Source organism: Agrobacterium sp. CMT1 (genome assembly GCF_037203725.1).
In the GTDB taxonomy this organism is placed as follows: Bacteria; Pseudomonadota; Alphaproteobacteria; order Rhizobiales; family Rhizobiaceae; genus Agrobacterium; species Agrobacterium pusense.
In genome coordinates this window covers 174,581-197,684 of record NZ_JBBCAR010000017.1, presented here as the reverse complement: position 1 = coordinate 197,684, position 23,104 = coordinate 174,581, and the positions used below count along the sequence as shown (strand labels likewise).

At 58.3% G+C, this 23,104-nt stretch carries 25 protein-coding genes and 1 tRNA gene; 13 read left to right on the top strand and 13 right to left on the bottom strand.

Translation table 11 applies throughout. The annotated features are described in order from the left end of the window. Nucleotides 1–124 precede the first annotated feature (124 nt). Complete coding sequence (locus tag WA845_RS20380; RefSeq protein ID WP_107339767.1) at nucleotides 125–1,618, top strand: ABC transporter substrate-binding protein; 1,494 nt, start codon at nucleotides 125–127, stop codon at nucleotides 1,616–1,618. Nucleotides 1,619–2,008: 390 nt separating this feature from the next. Here the strand turns inward: WA845_RS20380 and WA845_RS20375 are convergent, their stop codons facing one another. Continuing rightward, nucleotides 2,009–2,263, bottom strand: coding sequence for a heavy-metal-associated domain-containing protein (locus WA845_RS20375; RefSeq protein ID WP_004441212.1), 255 nt, complete (start codon nucleotides 2,261–2,263; stop codon nucleotides 2,009–2,011). Between the two features lie 96 nt (nucleotides 2,264–2,359). Next, a complete protein-coding gene (locus WA845_RS20370; RefSeq protein ID WP_004441214.1) occupies nucleotides 2,360–3,817 on the bottom strand; it encodes a TrkH family potassium uptake protein in 1,458 nt (485 codons plus the stop codon). Between the two features lie 80 nt (nucleotides 3,818–3,897). On the opposite strand from WA845_RS20370, the gene ilvA reads away from it, so the two are divergent. Together ilvA and WA845_RS20360 are read left to right on the top strand one after the other, a co-directional pair. Next, nucleotides 3,898–5,172 carry a threonine ammonia-lyase gene (ilvA, locus tag WA845_RS20365; RefSeq protein WP_004441216.1) on the top strand — a complete coding sequence of 425 codons (1,275 nt, stop codon included), beginning with the start codon at nucleotides 3,898–3,900 and terminating at the stop codon, nucleotides 5,170–5,172. A gap of 70 nt (nucleotides 5,173–5,242) precedes the next feature. Next, the gene (locus WA845_RS20360) at nucleotides 5,243–5,554 is read left to right on the top strand and encodes an HlyU family transcriptional regulator (protein WP_004441218.1); all 312 of its coding nucleotides are present in this window, start codon (nucleotides 5,243–5,245) and stop codon (nucleotides 5,552–5,554) included. Nucleotides 5,555–5,744: 190 nt separating this feature from the next. Here WA845_RS20360 and WA845_RS20355 read toward each other — a convergent pair whose 3' ends face one another. Next, nucleotides 5,745–6,362: an FMN-dependent NADH-azoreductase gene (locus WA845_RS20355; RefSeq protein ID WP_006697949.1), complete on the bottom strand. Its 618-nt coding sequence runs from the start codon at nucleotides 6,360–6,362 to the stop codon at nucleotides 5,745–5,747. Nucleotides 6,363–6,512: 150 nt separating this feature from the next. Here WA845_RS20355 and WA845_RS20350 point away from each other — a divergent pair, with 150 nt between their 5' ends. Then, complete coding sequence (locus WA845_RS20350; protein WP_006697950.1) at nucleotides 6,513–7,481, top strand: LysR family transcriptional regulator; 969 nt, start codon at nucleotides 6,513–6,515, stop codon at nucleotides 7,479–7,481. 273 nt (nucleotides 7,482–7,754) lie between these two features. Continuing rightward, nucleotides 7,755–8,297, top strand: a complete 543-nt coding sequence (locus WA845_RS20345; protein WP_112555040.1) for a DUF2087 domain-containing protein — start codon at nucleotides 7,755–7,757, stop codon at nucleotides 8,295–8,297. Between the two features lie 42 nt (nucleotides 8,298–8,339). Here the strand turns inward: WA845_RS20345 and WA845_RS20340 are convergent, their stop codons facing one another. The 3 genes from WA845_RS20340 to WA845_RS20330 form a co-directional block, all read right to left on the bottom strand. Further along, nucleotides 8,340–10,328 (bottom strand): bifunctional 2',3'-cyclic-nucleotide 2'-phosphodiesterase/3'-nucleotidase, encoded by a 1,989-nt coding sequence (locus WA845_RS20340; protein ID WP_337322545.1) that lies wholly within the window; start codon nucleotides 10,326–10,328, stop codon nucleotides 8,340–8,342. Between the two features lie 207 nt (nucleotides 10,329–10,535). Then, nucleotides 10,536–10,871, bottom strand: a complete 336-nt coding sequence (locus WA845_RS20335; protein WP_004441225.1) for a PilZ domain-containing protein — start codon at nucleotides 10,869–10,871, stop codon at nucleotides 10,536–10,538. A 99-nt stretch (nucleotides 10,872–10,970) separates the two neighbouring features. Beyond that, a complete protein-coding gene (locus tag WA845_RS20330) occupies nucleotides 10,971–11,438 on the bottom strand; it encodes a DUF1203 domain-containing protein (RefSeq protein ID WP_022556003.1) in 468 nt (155 codons plus the stop codon). 162 nt (nucleotides 11,439–11,600) lie between these two features. On the opposite strand from WA845_RS20330, the gene WA845_RS20325 reads away from it, so the two are divergent. Further along, nucleotides 11,601–12,488, top strand: a complete 888-nt coding sequence (locus WA845_RS20325) for a DUF4344 domain-containing metallopeptidase (protein WP_112555038.1) — start codon at nucleotides 11,601–11,603, stop codon at nucleotides 12,486–12,488. Nucleotides 12,489–12,542: 54 nt separating this feature from the next. Beyond that, nucleotides 12,543–13,187, top strand: coding sequence for a dihydrofolate reductase family protein (locus tag WA845_RS20320; protein WP_112555144.1), 645 nt, complete (start codon nucleotides 12,543–12,545; stop codon nucleotides 13,185–13,187). A gap of 70 nt (nucleotides 13,188–13,257) precedes the next feature. Here the strand turns inward: WA845_RS20320 and sseA are convergent, their stop codons facing one another. The 4 genes from sseA to WA845_RS20300 form a co-directional block, all read right to left on the bottom strand. Then, entirely contained in the window at nucleotides 13,258–14,679 is a 1,422-nt protein-coding gene (gene sseA, locus WA845_RS20315; protein ID WP_112555036.1) for a 3-mercaptopyruvate sulfurtransferase, read from the bottom strand. 16 nt (nucleotides 14,680–14,695) lie between these two features. Next, entirely contained in the window at nucleotides 14,696–15,433 is a 738-nt protein-coding gene (locus WA845_RS20310; protein WP_112555034.1) for an alanine--tRNA ligase-related protein, read from the bottom strand. A gap of 12 nt (nucleotides 15,434–15,445) precedes the next feature. Continuing rightward, a complete protein-coding gene (locus WA845_RS20305) occupies nucleotides 15,446–16,483 on the bottom strand; it encodes a cysteine synthase A (RefSeq protein WP_006697960.1) in 1,038 nt (345 codons plus the stop codon). A 122-nt stretch (nucleotides 16,484–16,605) separates the two neighbouring features. Beyond that, nucleotides 16,606–18,045 carry an FAD-binding domain-containing protein gene (locus WA845_RS20300; RefSeq protein WP_112555032.1) on the bottom strand — a complete coding sequence of 480 codons (1,440 nt, stop codon included), beginning with the start codon at nucleotides 18,043–18,045 and terminating at the stop codon, nucleotides 16,606–16,608. Between the two features lie 188 nt (nucleotides 18,046–18,233). Between WA845_RS20300 and WA845_RS20295 the strand changes: the two genes are divergently transcribed. The 3 genes from WA845_RS20295 to WA845_RS20285 all read left to right on the top strand — a co-directional run bounded on the left by WA845_RS20295 (nucleotide 18,234) and on the right by WA845_RS20285 (nucleotide 19,752). Beyond that, a complete protein-coding gene (locus WA845_RS20295) occupies nucleotides 18,234–18,503 on the top strand; it encodes a DUF982 domain-containing protein (protein WP_004441235.1) in 270 nt (89 codons plus the stop codon). 134 nt (nucleotides 18,504–18,637) lie between these two features. Then, nucleotides 18,638–19,195 (top strand): methylated-DNA--[protein]-cysteine S-methyltransferase, encoded by a 558-nt coding sequence (locus WA845_RS20290; protein WP_004441238.1) that lies wholly within the window; start codon nucleotides 18,638–18,640, stop codon nucleotides 19,193–19,195. Nucleotides 19,196–19,308: 113 nt separating this feature from the next. Further along, entirely contained in the window at nucleotides 19,309–19,752 is a 444-nt protein-coding gene (locus WA845_RS20285; protein WP_004441240.1) for a TIGR02594 family protein, read from the top strand. A gap of 49 nt (nucleotides 19,753–19,801) precedes the next feature. Here the strand turns inward: WA845_RS20285 and WA845_RS20280 are convergent, their stop codons facing one another. After that, nucleotides 19,802–20,041: a hypothetical protein gene (locus WA845_RS20280; protein WP_004441242.1), complete on the bottom strand. Its 240-nt coding sequence runs from the start codon at nucleotides 20,039–20,041 to the stop codon at nucleotides 19,802–19,804. A 170-nt stretch (nucleotides 20,042–20,211) separates the two neighbouring features. Between WA845_RS20280 and WA845_RS20275 the strand changes: the two genes are divergently transcribed. Further along, nucleotides 20,212–20,616 (top strand): DUF2934 domain-containing protein, encoded by a 405-nt coding sequence (locus WA845_RS20275; RefSeq protein ID WP_004441244.1) that lies wholly within the window; start codon nucleotides 20,212–20,214, stop codon nucleotides 20,614–20,616. A gap of 99 nt (nucleotides 20,617–20,715) precedes the next feature. Here WA845_RS20275 and WA845_RS20270 read toward each other — a convergent pair. Then, nucleotides 20,716–20,790, bottom strand: a tRNA-Asn gene (locus WA845_RS20270). 176 nt (nucleotides 20,791–20,966) lie between these two features. Between WA845_RS20270 and WA845_RS20265 the strand changes: the two genes are divergently transcribed. Next, nucleotides 20,967–21,245 (top strand): hypothetical protein, encoded by a 279-nt coding sequence (locus WA845_RS20265; RefSeq protein ID WP_006697967.1) that lies wholly within the window; start codon nucleotides 20,967–20,969, stop codon nucleotides 21,243–21,245. A gap of 5 nt (nucleotides 21,246–21,250) precedes the next feature. Here the strand turns inward: WA845_RS20265 and WA845_RS20260 are convergent, their stop codons facing one another. Beyond that, on the bottom strand, nucleotides 21,251–21,895 hold the full coding sequence (locus WA845_RS20260) for an exopolysaccharide biosynthesis protein (RefSeq protein WP_112554987.1): 645 nt from the start codon (nucleotides 21,893–21,895) through the stop codon (nucleotides 21,251–21,253). Nucleotides 21,896–22,408: 513 nt separating this feature from the next. Between WA845_RS20260 and WA845_RS20255 the strand changes: the two genes are divergently transcribed. Next, nucleotides 22,409–22,996 carry a YqaA family protein gene (locus tag WA845_RS20255; RefSeq protein WP_004441250.1) on the top strand — a complete coding sequence of 196 codons (588 nt, stop codon included), beginning with the start codon at nucleotides 22,409–22,411 and terminating at the stop codon, nucleotides 22,994–22,996. The last annotated feature ends 108 nt before the right edge of the window (nucleotides 22,997–23,104 follow it).

The following is a 23,104-nucleotide window of genomic DNA, read 5'->3' as shown; positions in this document are numbered from 1 at the left end:
ATTCGAATGGATAATCGAAAGATATCCATAGGGTATTATTGTTGTAATTTTATGGAATAAGCGAATTTTCGAGAAAATGTAAGAGATGTGAGCGTTGTCATCAAAAATAAAAGGGGAATTTTCTATGATGAAGCACGCACTTTTGGCGACGTGCGCCGTTGTTGTCTCATTCGGGGCACATGCGGCGACAGCCGGAACGATCACCTATGACGATTATACCGGCGTCAAGACCGGCTGGCAGATGGCTTCCGACGATGCCTATCTCGGCTCGCGGGCGGGATGTTTCGAAAGTCTGGTTCGTGTCGGTTATGACGCGACACTGGAGCCTGGCCTTGCCGAATCCTGGACGCAGACCGCGCCGAAGGTCTGGGAATTCAAGCTGCGCAAGGGTGTGCAATTCCAGAATGGTGAGCCGCTCAATGCCGCAGCCGCGGTCAATGCACTCACCAATCTTCTGAAAGCGCCTGTTCCGGCGCGCGCCTTCTCGCCCAAGCTGATCGCCGCTGTTGATGCCGATGGTGACGATATCGTGAAGATCACGACCATCGAGCCATCGGTGCTGCTGCCGGCGCAAATGGGAAGTCCGGCAACGTCGATCCTCGCGCCTTCAGCCTATAAGGATGGCAAGGTCGATCCGATCGGAACCTGCACCGGACCCTTCAAGATTACCAAGGTCGATGCCAACCAGTATATGGAGCTGACCGCAAACCATGACTATTGGGCCGGTATGCCGAAGCTTTCGGGCGGCCGCGTGAACTTTATTCCGGACGCCGATACGCGCGCCACCCAGATAAGAAGCGGTGAAGTGCAGATTTCGCGCATGATCCCGCCCTGGACGGTGAAGACCGTTGAAGCGGCCAAGGGCGTCAAGGTTGCGCCGATCACCGTGCCGCGGATCACCGAAATGCTGCTCAATAATTCAAAGGCGCCTTTCAAGGATATCAAGGTTCGGCAGGCGATCCGGGCTGCCATCGATACCGCCGGTATTGCGGACAGCATCTATGAAGGCGTGGTAAAGCCCGCAACGATGCCCTTCGCACCGGGTGAGCCGTGGGCGCCGCAAGACGTCACACCCGCTTATGACCTGGAGAAGGCAAAGGCTCTGCTGAAAGAGGCCGGAGTTGCTCCCGGCAGCCTGAAGTTGACGCTTCTCGCCTACACGGAAAGAACCGAACTCAAGGATGTTGCCGCTGTTATCCAGGCCCAGTTGCAGGAAATCGGCATCAAGGTCGATGTTCGCGTTGCCGATTACACAGCGATCGAGCCCGATCTCCTGTCCGGCAACTTCGACATGGTTCTTCTGTCGCGCGGTTACGCCACTGACGTTGCAGAGCCGATCGGTTTCCTGAACGCCGACTACACCTGCACAGGCGGTTACAACATCTCGCATTATTGCAGCGAAGAGACGGACAAGCTGATCAAATCGGCCTATGCGGTAGCCGAGCCGGCCAAGCGTTACGCCATCTATGCCGAGGCGGCGAAGAGGGTTTACGATGAAGCGGTCACCGTCTACCTCATCCACGAGACGGCTTTCGATGCCTATTCGGACAAGGTCGAGAACTTCAAGCCGCATCCGATCAACTACTTCATCATGACCAAGGATCTGGCGGTGAAATAAGCCAATGTGACATTGCTGACGAGGTGTGGCCCGGTTCGCAAGAGCCGGGTCTCTTTTATGAGAAGGCCCCTGAACCTCTCCGCCGTCATTCCGGCCCTGTGCCGGAATCCAGCCAGCCCAGGTCCTTGGACTTAAAGGAGTCTTCCCGCCGTGCAGACGCACGTCAGCTGGATTCCGGCTCAGGGCCGGAACGACGGAGGAGGCGGATTCGTTTCATTAAACAGGGAAAACCTCCTCCGTCACCCTTGATTGAAAGGGAGAGGGCGTTTGCCGTCCGGGAGGAGAGAGGGATGGATGCCGTCCAAACCCGTCACACAATTCAGCGCGAAGCGGGGCAGGCAGTGCGATCCGGCGGCGGCTGTATGAAAGCGCCGCCGGTATCTCGTCTGATCAGGCGCGTGCTTCCGGCGTGTACCCAGCCGCGGTGATGATTTCTGCGATACGTGCCGCATCGGAGATGCCGCCAACCACGACTGTGCGGCTTGCCGGATCGGCATGTACGGCAGCGCCGGGAACGGTCTTCTCGATCGCACCCTTGATCACACCGGCGCAGTGCCCGCAGGTCATGTCTTCAACGTGGAAAGAAAGGTCGGCATTGACGGGTGCGGCAGTGGTTTCCGGGTGATGCTGGTGAGCGGTGCACATAGGCGGTTCTCCGTGATTGGGAATTCGTAACAGGGAGAGCGTGGACTATTCCAACGTGGGAAGGTCAAGCGCTTTATTCGCCAAAAGCCAGTGATTTCAGCTCTTCCAGAAAATCGGCATCAGCAGCACCAGAACCGTCAGGATTTCCAGACGCCCCAGCAGCATCAGGATCGACAGGAGATAGAGCGCCGGTTCGCTGATCGTGGAGAAATTGCCTGCCGGGCCGATGATCGGGCCGATGCCGGGGCCGACATTGGCAAGCGAGGTCGCCACAGCCGAGGTGGCGGTGAGGAAATCATAGCCCATCAGGCTCATGGCCAGACTGCCGGCAATCCAAAGTGCGATGAAACAGCTGATGAAGAGAAAGATGGTGCGGATGGTTTCCGGATCGACCACCTGCTGGCCGTAGCGCACGGAATAGACGGCGTTCGGATAGATCAGCTTCTTGAGCCCGGCCCGCGCCACGTTGAAGATGATGAGAAAACGATAGGCCTTGATGCCGCCGGCCGTCGAGCCCGAGCAGCCGCCCATGAAAGTGGCGAAAAAGGCAACGACGACGACGAAGGGCCCCCACAGCGTGTAGTCATCGCTGGCAAAGCCGCCGGTCGACAGGATGGAAGTCATGTTGAAGAAGGAATGGCTGAGCGCATCATCCAGCGGCACGCCGTTCCTGAAATGGTGGTAGACACCAACGGCAACCGAGATCGCACAGAGGTAGCCGAGGAAGACGGCGATCTGCGGGTCGCGCAGCGTCTCCAGCCGGCGCCGCACGGCGAGCAGGATCATGACCGAGAACGGCAGGCTGCCGAAGATGAGGAAGATGGTGGCGATCCACAGCAGCGCCGTATTGTTGAAATAGGCGAAGGAAGCGTCATGGGTGGAGAAGCCGCCCGTCGCAACCGTCGACATGGCATGGTTCAGCGCATCGAAATGCGACATGCCGGCAAAATCATAAGCGATGGTACAGGCGAGCGTCATGACGATGTAGATCGCCACGAAAGCCCGGGTGAAGCTTGCCAGCCGGGCGAAGGGGCGGTCGTTGCCGGTGTCGGAGGATTCCATGCGGAAGAAGGTCATGCCGCCGACGCGCAGCAGCGGCAGGATGAAGAGGCCGAGTGCGACAATACCGATGCCGCCGAGCCAGCACAGCAGCGACCGCCACAGGAGAATACCCTGCGGCGCATTGTCGAGACCCGAAATGGCTGTGGATCCGGTCGTCGTGATGGCGGAGACGGACTCGAAAAGCGCCTGGCCGGGCGTCAGGCCGAGTTCGGACAGATAAAGCGGCACTGCACCGACGATGGAAAACACCAGCCAGAGCAGGTTGACGAGCAAAAAGCCGAAACGCTTGTTGAACGAAGCGATCGGCCCGCGCGTGGCGAGCGCGCAGGCGAGCGCGAAGCCGCCACACATGAAGCCGGAAAGCGCGAACACCATCCAGTCGTCATTGCCGTAATAAAGATCCGTCAGTGCGGGCAGGAACATGGCCGTGGCGAGATAGAGCCCGAAGATGGACGCTACATATATGACCGAGCGCAGAAGGTTACTGTTCAAGAAATGAAACCCGGAGTTCGTGGCCGCGCTGAAATGAGTCTTTGTCTCGGACGCCTTCCTATGGCATAGCGGGTGCCATTATGAATTTCAATGGATTGACTATCGTGGACAAGCAGCTTGTGGAAGCAGCGCGGCGGGAAGTGCGGGAAATATTCCCGGAAACGCCGCTGCAGTTGAATGAACATCTCAGCCGTCGGTATGGCGCGTCGATTTGGCTGAAGCGTGAGGATCTGTCCCCGGTTCGTTCCTACAAGATTAGAGGCGCATTCAATTTTCTTCGCAAGGCGGTGGCCAAGGCCGGCAAGGGCAAGATTTTCGTCTGTGCTTCGGCTGGAAACCACGCCCAGGGTTTTGCTTTCGCCTGCCGCCATTTCGGCGTTCATGGCGTTGTTTTCATGCCGGTGACCACACCGCAGCAGAAGATCGAAAAGACCCGCATCTTCGGCGGCGAGTTCATCTCCATCCGTCTGGTGGGCGATATATTCGACCAGTGTTACGCTGCTGCCCGCCAGCACGTGCAGGACAATGACGGCTACATGGTGCCGCCGTTCGACCATGAGGATATCATCGAGGGCCAGGCGACGGTTGCCGCCGAGATCATGGACCAGCTCCCGGATGGCACTAAGCCTGACATCGTCGTGATGCCTGTCGGCGGTGGCGGTCTTTCGGCTGGCCTGTCCGGATTTTTGGCCGGGACGGTCCGCAAGGAAAACTTCGTGTTCTGCGAGCCGGAAGGCGCACCGAGCCTGAAGAAAAGCCTCGAACGTGGCGAACCGGTGACGCTGAACAAGATCGATAATTTTGTCGATGGCGCCGCCGTCGCCCGCATCGGCGACCTCAACTTCAAGGCGCTGAAGGATTTTCCGGCCGATCAGGTCCAGCTCATCCCGGAAAATGCTATCTGCGTGACGATCATCGAGATGCTGAATCTCGAAGGCGTGGTGCTGGAGCCCGCAGGCGCGCTCTCGATCGCCGCGCTGGAAAAGCTCGGCCGTGAAAAGCTGGAAGGCAAAACGGTCGTCGCCGTGGTTTCCGGCGGCAATTTCGATTTCGAGCGCCTGCCGGATGTGAAGGAGCGCGCCATGCGTTACACGGGCGTGAAGAAATACTTCATCCTGCGCCTGCCGCAGCGTCCCGGTGCGCTTCGCGATTTCCTCAACCTGCTCGGGCCCGATGATGATATCGCCCGTTTCGAATATCTGAAGAAATCGGCCCGCAACTTCGGCTCGATCCTTATCGGCATCGAAACCAGCGCGAAGGAGAACTTCGCCGGCCTGCTGGAGCGCTTCGAAGCGGCCGGTCTCGGTTATGAGGACATCACCGAAAATGACATCCTGTCAAACCTGATCATCTGATCGGAAGAGGCAGGGAAGGGCGGGTGTCATCCGCCCTTCAAACGTGACACGAATTGAGGGAGTGCAAGCCATGGCATCGTTTTTTTCCAAAATCCTCTCGGCCTTCGGCTCCGGCCAGCCGTCTTCCGACGCCCCGCAGAAGACGGCGCAGGCAGAACCGCATGCGCATGGCGACTATCTGATCTATGCGACCCCGATCAAGGAAGGTGGCCAGTTCCGCCTGGCTGGCCGTATTGAAAAAAAGGCCGGTGACGAGGTGCTGGTGCATGAATTCGTGCGGGCCGACGTCTTCACCAGCCTCGATGATGCGGTGGAGTTCACCATCCGCAAGGCGAAGCTGATTATCGATCAGAACGGCTCATCTCTCTTCCCGGGAAAATGATGACGGCTGCATTGAGTGCCTGAACGCTACGGCCTTCAGGGACGGGCAGTATTTCTGTGCTTTGTTATTTGAATCAGGTGCGTGGCCTACGTGGCAAAGAATAACGGCCGGGACAGGGTCCACGGCCGTTACGGAACGGAGCTCGGTCAATACCCGGCGGTCATGCCGGGATTGCCTTTGAATGAATGCCTCAGGCGGCCTGTGCCAGTTCTTCCACCTTGGCTTCGGCAGCCGCTACAGCCTTCTCGACGGCTTCGGGGCCGAAAGCCAGACCCTCGACGTAGATCACTTCCACATCGGTCATGCCCATGAAGCCGAGAACGGTCTTCAGATAGGGAACGGCATGGTTCATCGAAACGGCCGGGCCTTCGGAGTAAACGCCGGCAGCCGCCAGGACGATGTACACCTTCTTGCCAGTGGCGAGACCGACCGGGCCGGTTTCGGTGTATTTGAAGGTCTGGCCAGCGCGGGCGACGTTGTCGATCCACGACTTCAGGCCGGAATAGATGTTGAAGTTGATGAGGCCGGTGCCGATGACGACGGTGTCGGCGGCCAGAAGCTCTGCAACGAGCTTGTCGGAATAATCGGCTGCAACCGCTTCTTCAGCCGTGCGCTGATCGGGTGCCTTGCGGATTGCGGCTGTCTTGACGGTGTCGAGATGCGGGATCGGGTCAGCTGCGAGATCGCGGTGGACAAGGGTGTTGGAAGCCGACTTGGCCTTCAGCTTGCTGGCGAGCTCACCGGCGAACTTGTTCGAAACCGATTCGTCGCCGCGCGGGCTGGAGGTGATGAGAAGAATGTTGGACATGGTCTTTTCCTTGCATATGCGATGAATTGACGGGCGCCTTGGGAGGGCGGGAGAGCACGATGCCCTGCCTTTGCGCTCTATATGAAAAATTACTGCCATCAAGAAAACTGTGATAATGTGGAAGCAATCTATCGATGAAATGGATGGGACATGGACGCGAACCCAACGCTCGATCAATTGCAGGTATTCTTGACGGTTGCCGAGACCGGCAGTTTTTCCGCCGCATCGCGGGCGCTCAATCGTGCGCAGTCGGTGGTCAGTTACACCATCGCCAATCTCGAAGCGCAGCTTGAGGTTACGCTTTTCGAGCGCAACGGGGTGCGCCAGCCGAAGCTGACGGACGAAGGGCGCGCCATGCTGGAGGATGCAAGGCGCATCGTCGCTGGCCTGCAGGAAATGCGTGCCCGCGCCAAGGGGCTGAAACAGGGGCTGGAAGCGGAACTTTCTGTAGCTATCAGCACCATGGTGCCGGCGGAGGCTGTGGTGGCTGTGCTGCGGGATTTTCGCACGCAATTCCCAACCGTAGCCCTCAGCCTCAATGTTGGCGAGCTGGGCATGGTCATGGACATGGTGCTCTCCCGCAAGGCAGGCATCGGCATTGGTGGGGCGATGCTGCGCCAGGATGATGAGCTCGTCGTCGAAAAGGTGGGCCATTCCTTCATGCTGCCGGTCGTCGCGTCGGATCACCCGCTGGCGCAGATCGAACGCCCGCTGGTTCTCGCCGACGTGCGCGAGGAGGTTCAGCTTGTCGTCACCGATGCCTCCGGCCTGACCAAGGGCCGCGATTTCAATGTTCTCTCCTACAAGACATGGCGGGTCAGCGACATCGCCACCAAATACCAGCTTATCAAGGGCGGTCTCGGCTGGGGCGGTCTGCCCGCATCGATCGTCCGCAACGATCTTACCAATGGCAGCCTCAAGGCGCTCGAACTCGAGGCCTATGAGCAGGGGGAATATCCGCTGTTTGCACTGCGACGGGTCGATTCGCCTGCGGGTCCGGCGGGGCAATGGCTCGCCGAGGCTTTTCAGCAGCGCCTGTCCGCATGCCCGAACCATAAGGATTTCAACGGTATGCTTGCTGCCAGCAAACAGAGGTCCATTGCTGTCGCCGCTGAGTGATATTGGCTAATTATATGTGGACCGGCCGGGCCTGCTTCTTCGCCCCGGCTGGGAGAGGAAACGCGCGGCAACCTAGGCGCTATGCCGCAGAGGCCAATTGACGTGGGCGGATCGCCTGCCTATACCTAATCACGGTCTGCAGTTCACCGAGGCATCGCCGTCCCGCATGGGAAGCTAAACCTGCATATATATGGTTTGACAGCACTTATCCCGTGCCTTGTCGGAAGCCGGCGATCAGCGACACCTTTTCGGAATGGCACTTGAGGGTAAGTCATGCCACGTTCGATCCTTTCCATTGATATCGCCGATCTCTCGACCTTTGCCAAATCCTTGCGCGAGCAGATCGGCAGGCTGGACCGCCAGCCGAGCCATGTGGAGATGCTCAATCTTCTGAGCCGGGCCGCCGGTTTTCGAAATTTCCAGCATCTGCGCGCTGACCGCATCTTTTCCGCCGAAAGCGCAACCGCTCAGCCTGAGCTGCTGCCAGCCGTCAATGAGGGCAGGGTGCTGAAGACCGTTCGTGGCTTTGATGCCGCCGGCCGGCTGATGCAATGGCCGGCCCGCCGGTCGCATCAGGAACTGTGCCTCTGGTATCTCTGGGCAAAAATTCCCGCCGGGCAGAGTTTTTCCGAGCGAGAATTCAGCAGCTTTCTGGATAGCCTGCACCTGTTCGGGGATGCGGCCATGCTGAGGCGCGACATGGTTGGCCTGAGACTCATCCGCCGTAACCGTGACGGCAGCGACTATCGGCGTATCGAACAGAAGCCGCCGCAGGAACTGCCGATGCTGTTACGCGCGTTGGCTGGGCGCGACTAGGAAAATACCTCCCGGCGACAGGTCGCCGGGAGGGCACGGTCGTTAAAGAATCAGGCGGAACTTCGCGAAACCTTCCGCGCCGTCGCCGGCATCCTCGATCCTGGCGCCCTTGATGTCGGCTGCGTATTGGCGTCCCTTGGGCCCGGTCTCGAAGACGGCGGTGGTGTTTTCCACCGGTGCAAAGGACCAGTTGGCATCCGCGGACGGGTTGATGGTGCCCTGATCGATGATATAGCGCACGATCACGTCGCGGTTTGTATCGGGCGCGACGAAGATCACCTTGTCGCCGGCGATATCGGGGAATTTGCCGCCGCCGCTTGCACGGTAATTATTGGTCGCAACCACGAATTTCTGTTCGGGATCGATCGGCTTGCCATTGAACTGCAGGTTGACGATGCGGTTGCTGTCCGGGTTGACCGCCTTGCCGTCCTTGTCAAATTTCGCCGGTTTGGAAATGTCGATCTGATAAGTCACGCCATCGATCACGTCGAAATTATAGGACGGGAAGTCTGGGTTGAGCAGTGGCGCATCCTTGGCACCGGCCTCAACCGTATTGAACATGCCGGCGGACATTTCCAGCCAGTTCTTCACCTGCGCCCCGTTGATCAGCACTGCCTGCACCGTGTTGGGATAAAGATAGAGATCGGCGACGTTCTTGATGGCGATGTCACCGGCGGGGACATCGGTGTAATAATCCGCGCCGCCACGACCGCCCGATTTGAAGGGGGCCGCTGCCGAAAGCACGGGCAGATCCTTATACTGCCCTTCCTTCAGCATGTCCTTGATGTACCAGGTCTGGGCGTTGGAGACGATCTGCACGGACGGATCGTCTGCCACCAGCGCGAAATAGGAATAGAGCGGCGCGGATGTCTTGCCGACCGGGCGGCGCACATAGGCAAGGGCCGCTTCGTGATCCACCTTGGCTGCGGCGAGAACCTCCGGCTTGTCGGTATAGTCAGCAACGACCTTGCGATTTTCATCGCGATGGTAGATCGGGCGGGCTTCTGAGGTGAAGTCGACGATCTTCCAGCTCTTGCCATCCTTTTCAAGCAGCAGGTCGATAAGGCCCATATGGGAGCCCCAGAAGCCGGCCATGACCGCCGGCTTGCCCATCAGCGTACCCTTGACCGCATCCGCACCCTCGATGCCGTCCCAGGTCTTCGGACCGGGGAAAACAAGGTGCTGGTGGCCGGTGAAGATCGCATCAATGCCTTCAACGGCTGCGAGATACAGCGATGCGTTTTCCATGCGCTCGGTCTGGCCCTTGCCGTCGATGCCGGAATGGGAAAGGGCGATGATGATATCCGCGCCTTCCTCCTTCATGACAGGCACCCAGGCTTTCGCCGCCTCGACGATGTCACGCGTCTGCGCCTTGCCCTCGAGATTCTTGGAATCCCACATCATGATCTGAGGCGGCACGAAACCGATGATGCCGACCTTGACCGGGCTGGTGACGCCGCCGCCATCGCGGATCTGTTTTTCCAGAATGACATAGGGCTTGAAGAACAGCTCGTCGTTCTTCGGATCGGAAGCCAGCTGCCCCTTGGTGAGGTTGGCGCAGACATAGGGGAAACCGGCACCCGCCAGCGTGTTCGACATATAGTCGAGACCGTAATTGAATTCATGGTTGCCGAGCGTGCCGCAATCGTAACCCAACACGTTCATGGCATTGATGACAGGGTGCTTGTCGCCGGCCTTCATGCCGCGCTCATAGGCGATATAGTCGCCGAGCGGGTTGCCCTGCAGGAAGTCGCCGTTATCCACCAGCATCGAGTTCCCGGCTTCGGCGCGGATGGTGTCTATGATCGAGGCGGTGCGCGCCAGACCCATCGTGTCGTTCGGCTTGTCGGCGTAATAATCATAGGGAAAGACGTGAACATGGATGTCGGTCGTTTCCATGATGCGCAGATGCGCCTGGTTGGCCGCCGCACGCGCAGCAAAAGGGTGCAACATCACGAGCGCCGAAGTGGCTGCAATGCCACCCAGAAGCGAGCGCCGGGTAATGGGGTGGAGGGCGAGAAGCGACGACATGGGAACTCCTTCGGATGAAGCTTGCTCTGTCTTTAAAGACGACAGGGTAGAAGCAATCGCAGAGGAGTCCATCACCAAAATGACAGGCCCATGACAGATGGGCCGGTTTTCAACCGTTTGATAAATTTTTTGTCAGTGACGTGCGGCGCAGGTCTCGCCGCACTGGAAAATGCGCGTCATTTGTTCCGCGCATTGTAATGCTCCGGATCAGCGGGCCAGTGTCGGTTTCACGTCTTCGTGGAAGAAACGGAAGTAGGAAGAGAGCTGCGCCAGCGTGTTGGTGGAAAGCTTGAGCTGCAGGCCAAGACGGTTCATGTGCTGCCACTGCACGACGCCCTCGATGAAGCCCAGATCCTCACTCTGCACCTTGACCCGGCTACCCTTGGCGGCAGCGAAAGGCCCGTCCAGCTCGAGCGCCATTCCGGTTGCCGACAGATCGACGACACGTCCTCTGGTCGACTGGCTGAAATAATGCACAGTCGCAAAGATCCTTGTCTTGCTGCGAGGCGCGGTCCGGGTCGCCATATTGAGGTTGTTTGTCATTTTGCTACTCAAATCAATTGTTTCCGATGGGTGCAGATTAACCTGTAAAAGTTTGAAACCCGTTTAGCCGTTCGGTTAAAATTCTAGACAATGCTGTGATTATGCTTTGGCGATACGGCATTGGTAACAATTGTTTCGTGCGGAACGGACGTGGACATAGGCGACGTCTTCGCGCCCCAGAAGTGCCCGCGCCCGCGAGACGATCTCGCCGGTGGCCGTTACCGCACCCGTGCCATAGACAATACGGTCATCGTCGCCATATCCGCGCACGATATAGTCGGGGCTGTCCAGCATCGGCGGAAGGAGATCTGTCAGTGGATAACGATCGCAGGCTTCGGCATGCAGGAAGACCGGCCCCGTCTCGGCGTAGGGCTGCAGCGAGGGAAACGGCCGGTAGGCGAGTACGAGCATGGCTTCACCCGCGCCGATCTGGTCGAGGCAGTGGCGACACGGCATGCCGCCTGGAGAAACGGCTGTTTCCGGTCGATTGCCATAAGCATCGGCAGCGCCCGCGCGGAAATCCTCGGCGTCCTTAGCCGGCATTGCGGTGAAAACGATATTGGTCATGGCGGCCTCTTCTGGCTGGGATCGGCGTTGCTTCTTTGCAGCTATGGTCCCGAAACGCGCTGCTATCCACCCGATTCTTGACAGCTGATGCAACCAGCCCATTGCGTGACTCGTTAGGTTCGGGAATCAGTGACGCTCCTCGTTCCCGGAAGGTCTGATTTTATGTTCCGTCGTTTTCTGGCCGCCGTTCCGCTGGCTTTCGTATCGTTGACGGCTCCGATTGATGCCGAGGCGCAGGTCGCCTCCGGTCTCGACGGCCTGTCCGACGATCAGCTCCAGCAGGCGGTCAATTTCGTCATCGGCAACGCGATTTTTTCGCTCTACCATGAGGGCGCGCGCATGCTGATCTCGGATTTCGGCACGGCGGACACGGGAAGTGTACAGGCCCCGGCCGACCAACTGGCAGGAACGCTGATCCTGCAGGCCAATGAAGAATGGCTTGACACCGCGCTCGTGAACGCCACCGACAGCTGGTATCTCGCACGTGAGGCGGAGACGCTTCCTGAGCACGAAGCCCCTGTCTTCTCCGCGTTGGTGCCCGACAGGAGCCGCGACCGCAACATGGCCTGCCTGATGGTGGGCCGCGACAAGGACGGTTATGGCGATCTCGCCGCCATGATGGGGCTTCCCAATGCCGAATTTGACAAATGCGCCGCGGCCTATCCGGCGGTCGCTTCGGCCTGGGAGAATTTTCTCGCGCCCCACCGTAGTCAGACGCCTTCCAGGTTCTCCGTCAGCTACGTGCCGCCGCGCGATCCGGAACTTGAACCCTATGCCATCATGATCAAGGAATCGAAGGTCCTCGATCTCATCAGCCGCAGCTTTGGCGGTTATGGCCTGAAAGGGGACGTGAAGCTGACGGCCAAGTCATGCGGTCGCCCCGATGTCTACTGGTCGGCGGAAAAGCGAGAGATCACCTATTGTTATGAACTCGGCAAGTTCCAGGCGGAACTCATTGCCGATCATCTATTGAACACGGTCACCGAAGACAAGGGCGCAGCCGGCGGGCAGATCCCGACTGCCGCGGTTAATCTGGAACGGGAAATCTGAGGCCAGGGTTGCAGTCGCGGATAGCCTGGCCTCCTCATGATGGAGGAGAGTGCCGTGCCGAAGGTTGTCGTTCGCAATTTCGCCATCTCGCTTGACGGATATGGGGCAGGACCAGATCAAAGTCTGCAGAACCCGCTGGGAGTGAAGGGTGAAGAGTTGCACCAATGGGCCTTCAAGACCCGCACCTTTCACCGCATGTTCGGTAAAGACGGCGGCTCGACCGGCACCGACGAGGATTTTTCCGAAAAGAGCTTTGAAAATATCGGAGCATGGATTTTAGGCCGCAACATGTTCGGGCCGGTGCGCGGCGCATGGCCGGATGAAAACTGGAAAGGCTGGTGGGGCGACGAGCCGCCTTATCATGTTCCAGTCTTCGTCTTGACGCATCACGCGCGACCGTACTTCACGATGCAGGGCGGTACTGTCTTCCATTTCGTGACCGACGGCATCGAGGCGGCGCTCGACATGGCGCTGGCGGCGGCAAATGGCAGGGATGTCCGCATCGGCGGCGGGGTTTCCACTATCCGGCAATATGTGACGGCGCGCCTGATAGATGAGATGCATCTGGCGCTGGCGCCGGTTTTTCTCGGGCGCGGCGAGCAATTATTCGAAGGCATGGATTTGCCCGCCCTCGGTTACCGCTGCACGGGAGCGGTGGCGGGCGAGGGCGCGACACATCTAATTATCGACAAAGCGTGAGGGCCGCGTCCCTTTTTACCATCCCTCCCGTGAACGACACGGGATGATAAGGCGCGTAAACCGCTACCCCTCAATTGCGTAGCGATATCTCCAGGAGCTCCGTATCGGCCAACGGCTCCACCCAGGCCTCATAGGTGCCCACGGGCGAAAAGCCCATCATCTGGTAGAGCTGCAAGGCGCGCGGATGGTCGAGCGTGTTGGTCGTCACCGTCACCCGCTGCGGATTGTCCTGCCAGGCGGCGTAAAGCGCCTGCAACAGGAACCACTTGCCGACACCAGCGCCGATCGCTTCTTCGAGCAGCCCGAAATAGGAAAGCTCTGTCACCTCGTCGCTTGTCTTGTTCAGCTCGAAGAAACCGGCGGGCGCACCGTTCATATAAAGAACCGTAACGCTGTTTTTCGGATCGCGCAGGATGGCGGAAAGTTCAGTATCGCTCCTGCGCATGCGCTTTTGCCAATGCCATCGCTTTCCAACCCGCCAGTACAGATAGCGGTAAAAATGCAGGGGAATATTGTTGACCCGCATCAGCGCCGTCTGGATGTTGACGGGGATCGGCAGGCTGACCTTCGGCGGTGCCGTCATTTCGAGCTGCGTCACGTGCGCCTTCAATGGGCCGTGCGACAGCGTGGGGATCGCATCCGCCGGACCGGTAACCACCGGCGTGTCCTGTAATCCGCCCCATTCCGACCATGAGCCGTCATAGAGAGAATTGTCCTGATGACCGAGCGATTCCAGCGCCAGGGTAATGACGGCTGCCGTCACACCCGAACCGCAGCTCGTTACGACGGGCTTCGTAAGATCGATGCCGGCATCGGTCACCATTTTGCGGATTGCCGTAAGGTCCTTGAAGTGGCCGTTTTCGGAAAAGGCTGTCGCCGGCAGGCTGCGTGCACCGGGCATATGGCCCGAACGCATGCCCGCACGCGGCTCGGCCTCCTCGCCGGTAAAGCGGCCGGCACCGCGAGCATCTGCAATCTGCTTTTCGCCGCTGTCGACAATACCGCGCATGGTGCCAAGCGAGGTCACACGTTTTTCGTTGAAATCGGGTGTGAAGGTTGTGGGCTCAATTTGCGGCGCGCCGGTTTCCAGCGGCCGGCCTTCGCGCTTCCAGCCGTCCAGGCCGCCATCCAACACATAGGCCTTGTGCACGCCCATTACCCGCAGCATCCACCAGACGCGGGGTGCGGAAAAGAAGCCCGGACCATCATAGACCACGATCGTATCGGTCTCGCTGAGGCCGAGCGCGCCGGCCTGTTCCGCGAAAAATTCAGGCGAGGGCAGGGAGTGCGGCAGGCCGGTCGTGTGATCGGCGATTTTATCCTGATCGAAGAACACGGCGCCAGGAAGGTGACCCGCCGCATATTCTTCTGCGCCGTTGCGCTTATGCGCCGGCAGATACCAGGAGGCATCGACGATGCGAAACCCGGGCGTGCCGAGCTGTTTCTCAACCCAGTCCGCCGAAACGACGAAACGGCTCTTATCCGTGCTCACGATGTCTCTCCCGATCTCAGGCAACAGCTTCAGGCGCGCCGAAACGAATGCGGAACCGCCTGTTCTCCTTGCCCTTCTTTTCTATCTTGGCAATGTGAATATCGCCCACTTCCTGCGTTTCGGATACATGGGTGCCGCCGCAGGGCTGGCTGTCTATGCTGGAATTTGCGCCGATGCAGACGAGGCTGACCCGACCGAGGCCCATTGGCGGACGCACATTCTTGGATTTGACAATGCCGGGATTGGCCTGAAGCTCCTCGTCCGTGATCCATTGCAGGAAAACGGGATGATTGAATCTCACCAGTTCCATCAGCCTGGCGGTTACGTCGTCTTTGTCAATAGTCTCCGACATGTCGAAATCGACACGCGACTCGTCCTCACCAACGGCTGCTCCCGTGATCGGCCATTGGCAGACGACGGAGAGCAGATGGCAGGCCGTGTGCATGCGCATCAACTTGTAACGACGCGGCCAGTCCACATGCAGCGTCAGCTTTTCCCCGACTTCAGGAGACGGCTGATCCTCAAGCGGGACATGGATGATGACGCTCTTGTCGGCGCCATGCTTTGTAATTCCGAGCGCGATGCGCGAACCATCAGCGCGCTCGAGAAAGCCGGTATCGCCAGGCTGGCCGCCCGAGGTGGCATAAAAACAGGTCTGGTCGAACTCGATGCCGCCGTCCTCATGCACCGCCGTGACGATCGCTTCTGCGGTGGAAAGATAAAAATCGTCACGGAACAGGGCATTCACAGGCATTTCGGCATGTCCTCAAACGGTTTCGTACGGAACCGAAATATCGGTTTTCGTCGCCAGCCACTGCGGAACGGGAAGGCCCTTGGACCGCAGGAACTCTGGATTGAAGAGCTTCGACTGATAACGATTGCCGTAGTCGCAAAGTATCGTCACGATTGTATGCCCCGGACCAAGCTCACGGGCAAGCCGGATTGCGCCGGCGATATTGATGCCAGTGGAGCCGCCGAGGCACAGGCCTTCCTTCGTTACCAGATCGAAAAGGATGGGCAACGCTTCCGCATCCGGAATGCGATAGGAGAAATCCGGTGTGAAACCCTCGAGATTGGCGGTGATGCGCCCTTGCCCGATGCCTTCCGTGATGGAGGTGCCTTCCGATTTCAGGACGCCATTCTTATAGAATTCGTAGAGGGCCGCTCCCTCGGGATCGGCAAGGCCGATCTTGATGTCGGGATTGAAATCGCGAAGGCCGTCCGCCACACCCGCCAGCGTTCCGCCGGAGCCGACCGCGCAGATGAAACCGTCGACCTTGCCATCCGTCTGGTCCCATATTTCGGGAGCAGTGGTCTCGATATGAGCCTGTCTGTTGGCGATATTGTCGAACTGGTTAGCCCAGATCGCGCCGTTCTCGTCCGTCGCCGCAAGCTGTCTCGCTAGCCGGCCGGAGACTTTCACGTAATTGTTCGGGTTGGAGTAGGGAGCTGCCGGGACTTCGACCAGCTTTGCGCCGAGAAGCTTCAGCGCGTCCTTCTTTTCCTGGCTCTGCGTTTCGGGAATGACGATGACCGTCCTGTAACCGAGCGCATTGGCGACCAGCGAAAGGCCGATGCCGGTATTGCCCGCCGTGCCTTCCACGATGGTGCCGCCCCGGCGCAATTGTCCGCGCCTTTCGGCGTCGCGGATGATGTAGAGCGCGGCGCGATCCTTTACGGACTGGCCAGGATTGAGGAATTCCGCCTTGCCGAGGATTTCGCACCCCGTCGCTTCAGAAGCAGCTTTCAGACGGATGAGCGGCGTATTGCCGATGGCACTGAGCGCAGAGGGGTGAATGGTCATGATTGAGCCTTCTTGTCTGAGCGGAAATTAGGTGCCGTTATGTCCCGTTACAACCGCTTCAAGGCAAGAAATTATCTTCCCGGCTTCGGCTTCGCCACGCAAAATTTTGCCGATACCCAGTTTTATGTCTTCTTCTTCACTCTGGCATAGGCAGCAAGTGCTCTCTCCCGCGCCCTGCCATGGTCGACAATGGGGTTCGGGTAGGTTTCCCCGAGCGTGATGCCCGCTTTGGTCAGCACCTCTTTCGGGGCCTCGAATGGTTGGTGAATATATTTGCGCTCTAGCCTTGCAAGCTCCGGTACGAAACGGCGGACATAATCGCCGTCCCCATCGAATTTTTCGCCTTGCAGGATAGGGTTGAAGATGCGGAAAAATGGCGAGGCATCCGCTCCCGAACCCGCCACCCACTGCCAGTTGGCGGCATTGGAGGCCGGATCGGCGTCCACGAGCGTATCGCGGAACCATTTCTCACCCTTGCGCCAATCGATCAGCAGATGCTTGATGAGGAAGGACGCCACGATCATGCGGACGCGGTTATGCATCGTGCCGTGGCGCCATAGTTGCCGCATCCCGGCATCCACGATCGGATAGCCGGTCATGCCGCGCGTCCAGGCCGTGAAGGACTTGTCATCGTCCCGCCAGCTGAAGGCGTCGAAACTGTCGTTCCAGTTCTTTTCGTCCAGCTCGGGAAAATGAAACAGGAGGTGATAGCAGAATTCCCGCCAGACGATTTCCTTGCGAAAACGGCTGATATCGTTTGAGGCGATGTGGCGGGAAAGTCCCTTCGTCGCATGCCAGACGGTGGCGGGTGAGATTTCTCCTAATGCGAGGTGCGGTGAAAGCCGGGAAGTCGCGTCCTTCGCCGGCAGGTCGCGGCCCTCTTCATAACCTTTAAGTGCGCCGTCAATGAAATCGGAGAGCTTCTCCCGGGCCCCGTCTTCGCCAGGCGTCCAGATATCGCTAAACTCCCTTGCCCAGTCAGGCCTTTTGGGCAGCAGCTGCCATTCGTCGAGCGTTTCCGATCTTGGCCAGTTCCTGGGCGCGTTGAGTCTGTCTGGCCCATCCGCAGGCGCGTGGGGCTCTTCGCCGCCCTCCAGCGCGCGCCAGAACGGTGTATAGACCCGGTAGGGACCACCGGATTTCGTCTGCAGCTTCGATGGCTCATGCAGCAGATGTCCGGAAAAGCTTCGTACCGTCAGGCCTTCATCCCGGAGCGCGCGTTTTAAGGCCTTGTCGGTCGAAATACCTTCAGGATCATAGCGGCGGTTCCAGAATACGGTGTCTGCGCCGGTTTCCGCGATCAGCCTGCGCAAAACCTCCTCGGCGTCGCCGCTGGCGAGCACGAGGCGGCTGCCTGTTTTCTTGAGCGCGGCATGAAGCGCAGTGAGCGAGTGGTGAAGCCACCATTCCTGCGCACGCCCCAGCGCGCCGCAACATTTTTCCCTGATATAGACGGGGATGACGGGACCTTTATGGTCGGCCGCCGCAAGCAAAGCGAGGTTGTCCGAAAGGCGCAGGTCCTTGCGGAACCACACGATGACGGGAGAGGCTTTTGTCTGCATGGGAGGGCCCGGTTCACTTCCGTTTGAACGAGTGTTGAAACGCTTTGTTCCGCAAATCGGCTAGAATGGAAAGATGGGGCACATGGTTTCTCGAGGGTTATTTTTTCGCTCTTGAAACCACAGGTGAAGGGAACCAACTGGAGGAGCCGGCGTTTGTCGCGGGTTAATAGAGCATGGAAGTGCAATCAATGTTGCTGAATGACGTTAAGTGGGAAAAGCCCGTTACCATCTCCCTTGAAAACGGTGCCCCTCGAATTTTCACAGGCGTTTACGAAGCCTTCGATTTTCTCCAGCATGAGTGGCCCGAGCGGGGAGACAAGGCGCACGAACAGGCGCTTCGCCTGTGCCGCGCCTCGCTCATGGGCGATGTGGGGGGAGAGATAGCCCGCACGGCCTTCGTCGCCGCCAGCCGGCAGGCGCGCTGCCTCGTTGAGGAGCCGGAAAAAATCGCATCCTGAGCTGATTTTGGAACTGATGTGTGAAAGGCCACCCGCCTAAAACGGGTGGCCTTTTTTGTTGTGCGGCAGGAAACGGGTTGTTTCGAATGCGGGATATGGCATCGTGCAGGCGAAAAGGCGAATGAGTGACGGTGATGGGCAGCCACTACGGCTATATTGTTTTTCCAACGGCGCTTGGCCATTGCGGCCTCGCATGGGCGGGGCGAGGTATCGTGCGTCTGCAATTGCCGGGAGCGGACGCCGGCGAAACGGAAAAGCTCCTTCAGAAGCGCCTGCCGTCCGCCTCCATCGCCGTTCCCGAGACGCGGACACGTGAGGTGATTGCGATGATCACCCGTTATTTCGGCGGTGAGGCAATCGATTTTAAGGCCGTGGACCTTGATCTCGCCGGGCAGGAACGATTTTTTCTCGACGTCTATGCCGTTGCGCGACAGGTCGGCTGGGGCAACACGACGACGTATGGCGGCATCGTGAAGACACTCGGTCTTGGCATGGAGAGAGCACGCGACGTCGGCCAGGCAATGGCGAAAAATCCGGTGCCGCTGATCATTCCGTGTCACCGGGTCCTTGCCGCAGGTGGCAGGCTTGGCGGCTTCTCCGCACCGGGCGGAACCACTACCAAATTGCGGATGCTGGACCTTGAAAATGCCGGCCGTAGCCGTGCGGATGATGCGCAGGGCAGCCTGTTCTGAAGCAATGACAGATCAGCCCGCATGAATAGGCGTCTGATTTCTGCCCATTTCTCGTCAAATTGTCGCTAAATTGTCACAATACACGAACGCCCGCTAACATAAGGGCGAGACGTTTGAGAGTATCCGCGTTAATTCTATCCGTTGCCTTGTCTTTTACAGTCGTGGCACCGGCCTCGGCTGGCATGCTGAACCAGGCTGAGAAATACACCGGGCTGCATGAGTCCAAGAACAACAAGAGCCTGAAGAACATTCTTGGGGCAAATCCGAGAAGTACGCCGTGGTGCGGCCTTTTCCTGCATGCCGTAGCCAGCAAGGCCGGCCGGCAATCACCCAAATCCTACGGATTTGCGAAATCCTGGAGTTCCTTCGGTTATGCCGTCCCGGTTGGCCAGGCAAAGCCCGGTGATGTCGTCGTCATCCGCAACGGCCGGGGATATCATGCTGGTATTCTAAAGAGCATGAGCGGCAAGACCGCACAAATCCTGGGCGGCAACCAATCGGGCAGGGTGCAGGTCTCGAATTTCAACCGCAAGGCCATCGTTTCGGTTCGGCGATAAATTCCCTGCATTCCCTTGATAAAGGCGGGCCTCGACCCGCCTTTTCCTTTTAAGGCTGTTCTCTCGTGCCTGGCGCCGCCTCGCGCTGGTCGTCGTCCTCCAGATCGGTGGCGACAATGAAAGCATCCTCGTGCTGCCTTGCAGCCTGCCGGCGTGCACGCAGGTTCATGCTCTCGTCCGGATAAATCTCGCCTTCCTTGTCTTTCAACTCGCTGTCTGTCTCGAAACGCGCAACGTCGTCGTCTTCAATATCAAGCGGTTCGGTTTTCGGCTTCTGCGGGGTGTTCATGAAGCGATCTCCTGCTGGTTTCTGCAGGCCAAACGCTCGGCAGCCGATGCCGGTTCCCTTTCTCGCCAAAATGCTCATTCGTCGCAGATCGATGCGGAACTAACTCTGGCTTTTTTTGTTTTTTCAATGGCACAATTGAAGCTGGTGCAACGCAAAGAGGGAGGTCCGTTATGAGCCACGACCGCGAAGCCGCAATCCGTGAAAAAGCGCGCGCAATATGGGAGAGGGAAGGAAGACCCGACGGGCATCATGAAAGACACTGGATCGAGGCAGAACGGGAAATCTCCGCGGAGGCGGAACCGGCAAAACCCAAAAGCGGAAATGGCGTGAAGAAGTCCGCTTCCACCACCGCGTCAGCGGAGAAGGGGCCTGCAAAAAAGTCGCCCACGAAAAAAGCCAATTCGACAAAGGCAAAATCTCCTGCGGTAAAATCGCTGGAGAAAGAGCAGAAATCCACGGACAAGAACAAGGAAGACGATTTGACCGAAAGCCTTGAGGAGAGTTTTCCGGCTAGCGATCCACCGGCATTGACCAACGCCACGAAGGCAACAAAACGGGCGGTCAAGAAAAGCTGATGGCTTGACGGCCGCACAGCAGGAAGTCACGAAAACTTCCAGGTCACGTCGGGCGAATTGCAGCTGCACTTCGCTCGGCTGACACGCTTTTGAGAAAAATGGCTCCCCGGGCCGGATTCGAACCGGCGACCTGTCGATTAACAGTCGAATGCTCTACCGCTGAGCTACCAGGGAACGTGCGCTGCTTGGCGCGGTGTGAGCGGGGTAATACAAATGCTTTTCCGATTTGCCAAGCGCTTTTTTCAAAAAAAACGCATTCCTCTTGTTTTATCCCTCCGGAGTCCCGATTTTCCGGGCTTATCGACGCTGAAAAAATTATCCACAGGCCAGATGCTGAAGGGCGGATTGGAATGAAATTCGGAATCGACCACAGAACGGGTCGTCTCAATCTCGGAAAATGGAGCCTTGCCATGCCACGTTCGCGCGTCGGCAGGATCGCAACGGGTTCGGCGCTGGTCGTGGGCGGGACGCTGGGCTTTTTGCCCATTCTGGGTTTCTGGATGGTTCCCGTCGGCCTCGTCGTGCTTTCCCACGACCTGCCGGCTGTTCGTCGCCAACGGCGAAGGCTGGTGATCTGGTGGGCATCGCGGCGGAACCGTCGGGAGCCCCGCGACCGTGACCGACAGTAATCCTGCTACGCCCCGATGGAGCTGCTGATGCCCTGGCCTGCCCAGAAGGCGGCATAGGCGAGTGCAGCGAAATAAATCGTCGTCAGCCCCAGAAAGAGGTAACCGCCCAGCACCGTGACGCCGTCCCGCTGGATCATGCCCGCTGAGAAAAGCAGGATCGCAATGCCCGGCAGGGTGTTGGAAAAGGGAATGAAGCCGAGCGGCATCATCAGAAGCACGCCCGCCGTCATCAGGGCGAGGCCATTTATCCTGTTGGCGATGACGCCCGTCGTCAGCGCCGGAATGCGTGGACGTATAAAGCGGTCCAGCTTCGATACGATCGCCACACCCTTTTGCAGCGCCGGGACCAGCTTTGCCGTTTCCATCTGCCGGTCGAGAATTTTCGCCGGCAGCCATGGCAGGCGATTCAGCGTGATTGCGAGACTGACGAGAATGATTGCGGCGCCGAAAACGGTGCTGACTCCGGGAATGGAAACCGGGATCAGAAAGGGCAGGGAGGCTATGGCACAGATGAGCAGCAGGCCCTGTTCACCGATCGCTTCCATCAATTCGCGCAATGTGATCGTCTGGCCCTGTAGTTTTCCTATCAGCTTTTCAAGCGTGGTGCTGAGCTTTTCAGACGTATCAGTGAATGCGAATTCGTTCGACATGCCGCTTCCCGGAAGTTGTTCAACTCCGGGATTGATACCATTCCTCCGGCCCGATGCCTATCACAGATGGAAACGGGCCTCTTCACATTTGGTCATGCCGTCCGAAAGATCTAATGCGAAACCCAGTTGCTATAGGCACCTGCAAGAAGAACCACCAGCAGAATGACAAGTATGACCGGATTGATTGATGTAACGAAGTTGACATAGTCCATGATAACTTCCTCCTCTTCCCGCCACCTCTTATTCTACAGCAAAAAGGCGAGTTCATCTACCTAGAGATGAAATTTTGCATCGCAGCAACCAGTCTCCGGTATGGATTGGAATCGTGGGACTTTTTCATTTTCCGCGATGCAAAAATAAATCTTCCAACATTTGCCATTCTCTTGAGTTGTCTCTAATCCTGCTTCGTGACGGGTTTCCGGACCCGCCGCCTGCCGTTGATTGACCGGGTGAAATTCCGCCTGTGTCTTGCCTCCGTCTGCCTCCTGACCATTCTTCCCCGGGGATATGAAAATGCTGAAAAACATCTATGCCTGGACGATGGCGCTCGCCGCGCGCAAAACCGCCGTGTGGTGGCTGGCAATCGTGGCTTTCGTGGAAAGCTCCGTTTTCGTTGTTCCTGCCGACGTGCTTTTTTTGCCCATGGTATTGGCGAAGCCGAAAAAAGCGATGTTTTACGCGCTCGTGGCCACGGTCGCCTCGGTTCTGGGCGGCATAGCGGGCTGGTTCCTCGGTCATTATGCATTTGAGAGCATTGCCCGGCCGATTCTTGAATTTTACGGCAAGCTCGACAGCTTCGAGCATCTGAAGAACTCGGTGGATTATGAAACCATCGTTCTTCTGCTGGTGACATCGGGCCTTGCGCACCTGCCGCCAATCAAGGTGGTTACCATTCTGTCGGGCGCGGCCAATATCAGCCTTGGCCTGTTCATTCTGTCGGCGGTCGTCACGCGCGGCGCGCGCTTTTTCATCCTTGCCGGTTTGCTGCAAAGATACGGTGAATCGGTCCGCCATTTCATCGAAAAACGCCTCGGCGCCATCACGGCCGCGGCGGCGGCGGCACTTATCGCCATCTATGCGGTTTACGTTTTCGTGCGTTGATCGAAAGCAATTTTTCTACTCTTATAATACTGTCGCATAACTTTCAGCCTACTGTCAGAATCCACCTGTATCGGTTCCCCTGTCCAATCAGGGAACCGTTTTATTATG

Coding starts and splice junctions, on each gene's coding strand:
- WA845_RS20380 (WP_107339767.1), top strand. CDS start 125: ATGATGAAGCACGCACTTTTGGCGACGTGCGCCGTTGTTGTCTCATTC.
- WA845_RS20375 (WP_004441212.1), bottom strand. CDS start 2,263: ATGTGCACCGCTCACCAGCATCACCCGGAAACCACTGCCGCACCCGTC.
- ilvA (WP_004441216.1), top strand. CDS start 3,898: ATGAATTTCAATGGATTGACTATCGTGGACAAGCAGCTTGTGGAAGCA.
- WA845_RS20360 (WP_004441218.1), top strand. CDS start 5,243: ATGGCATCGTTTTTTTCCAAAATCCTCTCGGCCTTCGGCTCCGGCCAG.
- WA845_RS20355 (WP_006697949.1), bottom strand. CDS start 6,362: ATGTCCAACATTCTTCTCATCACCTCCAGCCCGCGCGGCGACGAATCG.
- WA845_RS20350 (WP_006697950.1), top strand. CDS start 6,513: ATGGACGCGAACCCAACGCTCGATCAATTGCAGGTATTCTTGACGGTT.
- WA845_RS20345 (WP_112555040.1), top strand. CDS start 7,755: ATGCCACGTTCGATCCTTTCCATTGATATCGCCGATCTCTCGACCTTT.
- WA845_RS20340 (WP_337322545.1), bottom strand. CDS start 10,328: ATGTCGTCGCTTCTCGCCCTCCACCCCATTACCCGGCGCTCGCTTCTG.
- WA845_RS20335 (WP_004441225.1), bottom strand. CDS start 10,871: ATGACAAACAACCTCAATATGGCGACCCGGACCGCGCCTCGCAGCAAG.
- WA845_RS20330 (WP_022556003.1), bottom strand. CDS start 11,438: ATGACCAATATCGTTTTCACCGCAATGCCGGCTAAGGACGCCGAGGAT.
- WA845_RS20325 (WP_112555038.1), top strand. CDS start 11,601: ATGTTCCGTCGTTTTCTGGCCGCCGTTCCGCTGGCTTTCGTATCGTTG.
- WA845_RS20310 (WP_112555034.1), bottom strand. CDS start 15,433: ATGCCTGTGAATGCCCTGTTCCGTGACGATTTTTATCTTTCCACCGCA.
- WA845_RS20305 (WP_006697960.1), bottom strand. CDS start 16,483: ATGACCATTCACCCCTCTGCGCTCAGTGCCATCGGCAATACGCCGCTC.
- WA845_RS20300 (WP_112555032.1), bottom strand. CDS start 18,045: ATGCAGACAAAAGCCTCTCCCGTCATCGTGTGGTTCCGCAAGGACCTG.
- WA845_RS20295 (WP_004441235.1), top strand. CDS start 18,234: ATGTTGCTGAATGACGTTAAGTGGGAAAAGCCCGTTACCATCTCCCTT.
- WA845_RS20290 (WP_004441238.1), top strand. CDS start 18,638: ATGGGCAGCCACTACGGCTATATTGTTTTTCCAACGGCGCTTGGCCAT.
- WA845_RS20280 (WP_004441242.1), bottom strand. CDS start 20,041: ATGAACACCCCGCAGAAGCCGAAAACCGAACCGCTTGATATTGAAGAC.
- WA845_RS20275 (WP_004441244.1), top strand. CDS start 20,212: ATGAGCCACGACCGCGAAGCCGCAATCCGTGAAAAAGCGCGCGCAATA.
- WA845_RS20265 (WP_006697967.1), top strand. CDS start 20,967: ATGAAATTCGGAATCGACCACAGAACGGGTCGTCTCAATCTCGGAAAA.
- WA845_RS20260 (WP_112554987.1), bottom strand. CDS start 21,895: ATGTCGAACGAATTCGCATTCACTGATACGTCTGAAAAGCTCAGCACC.
- WA845_RS20255 (WP_004441250.1), top strand. CDS start 22,409: ATGCTGAAAAACATCTATGCCTGGACGATGGCGCTCGCCGCGCGCAAA.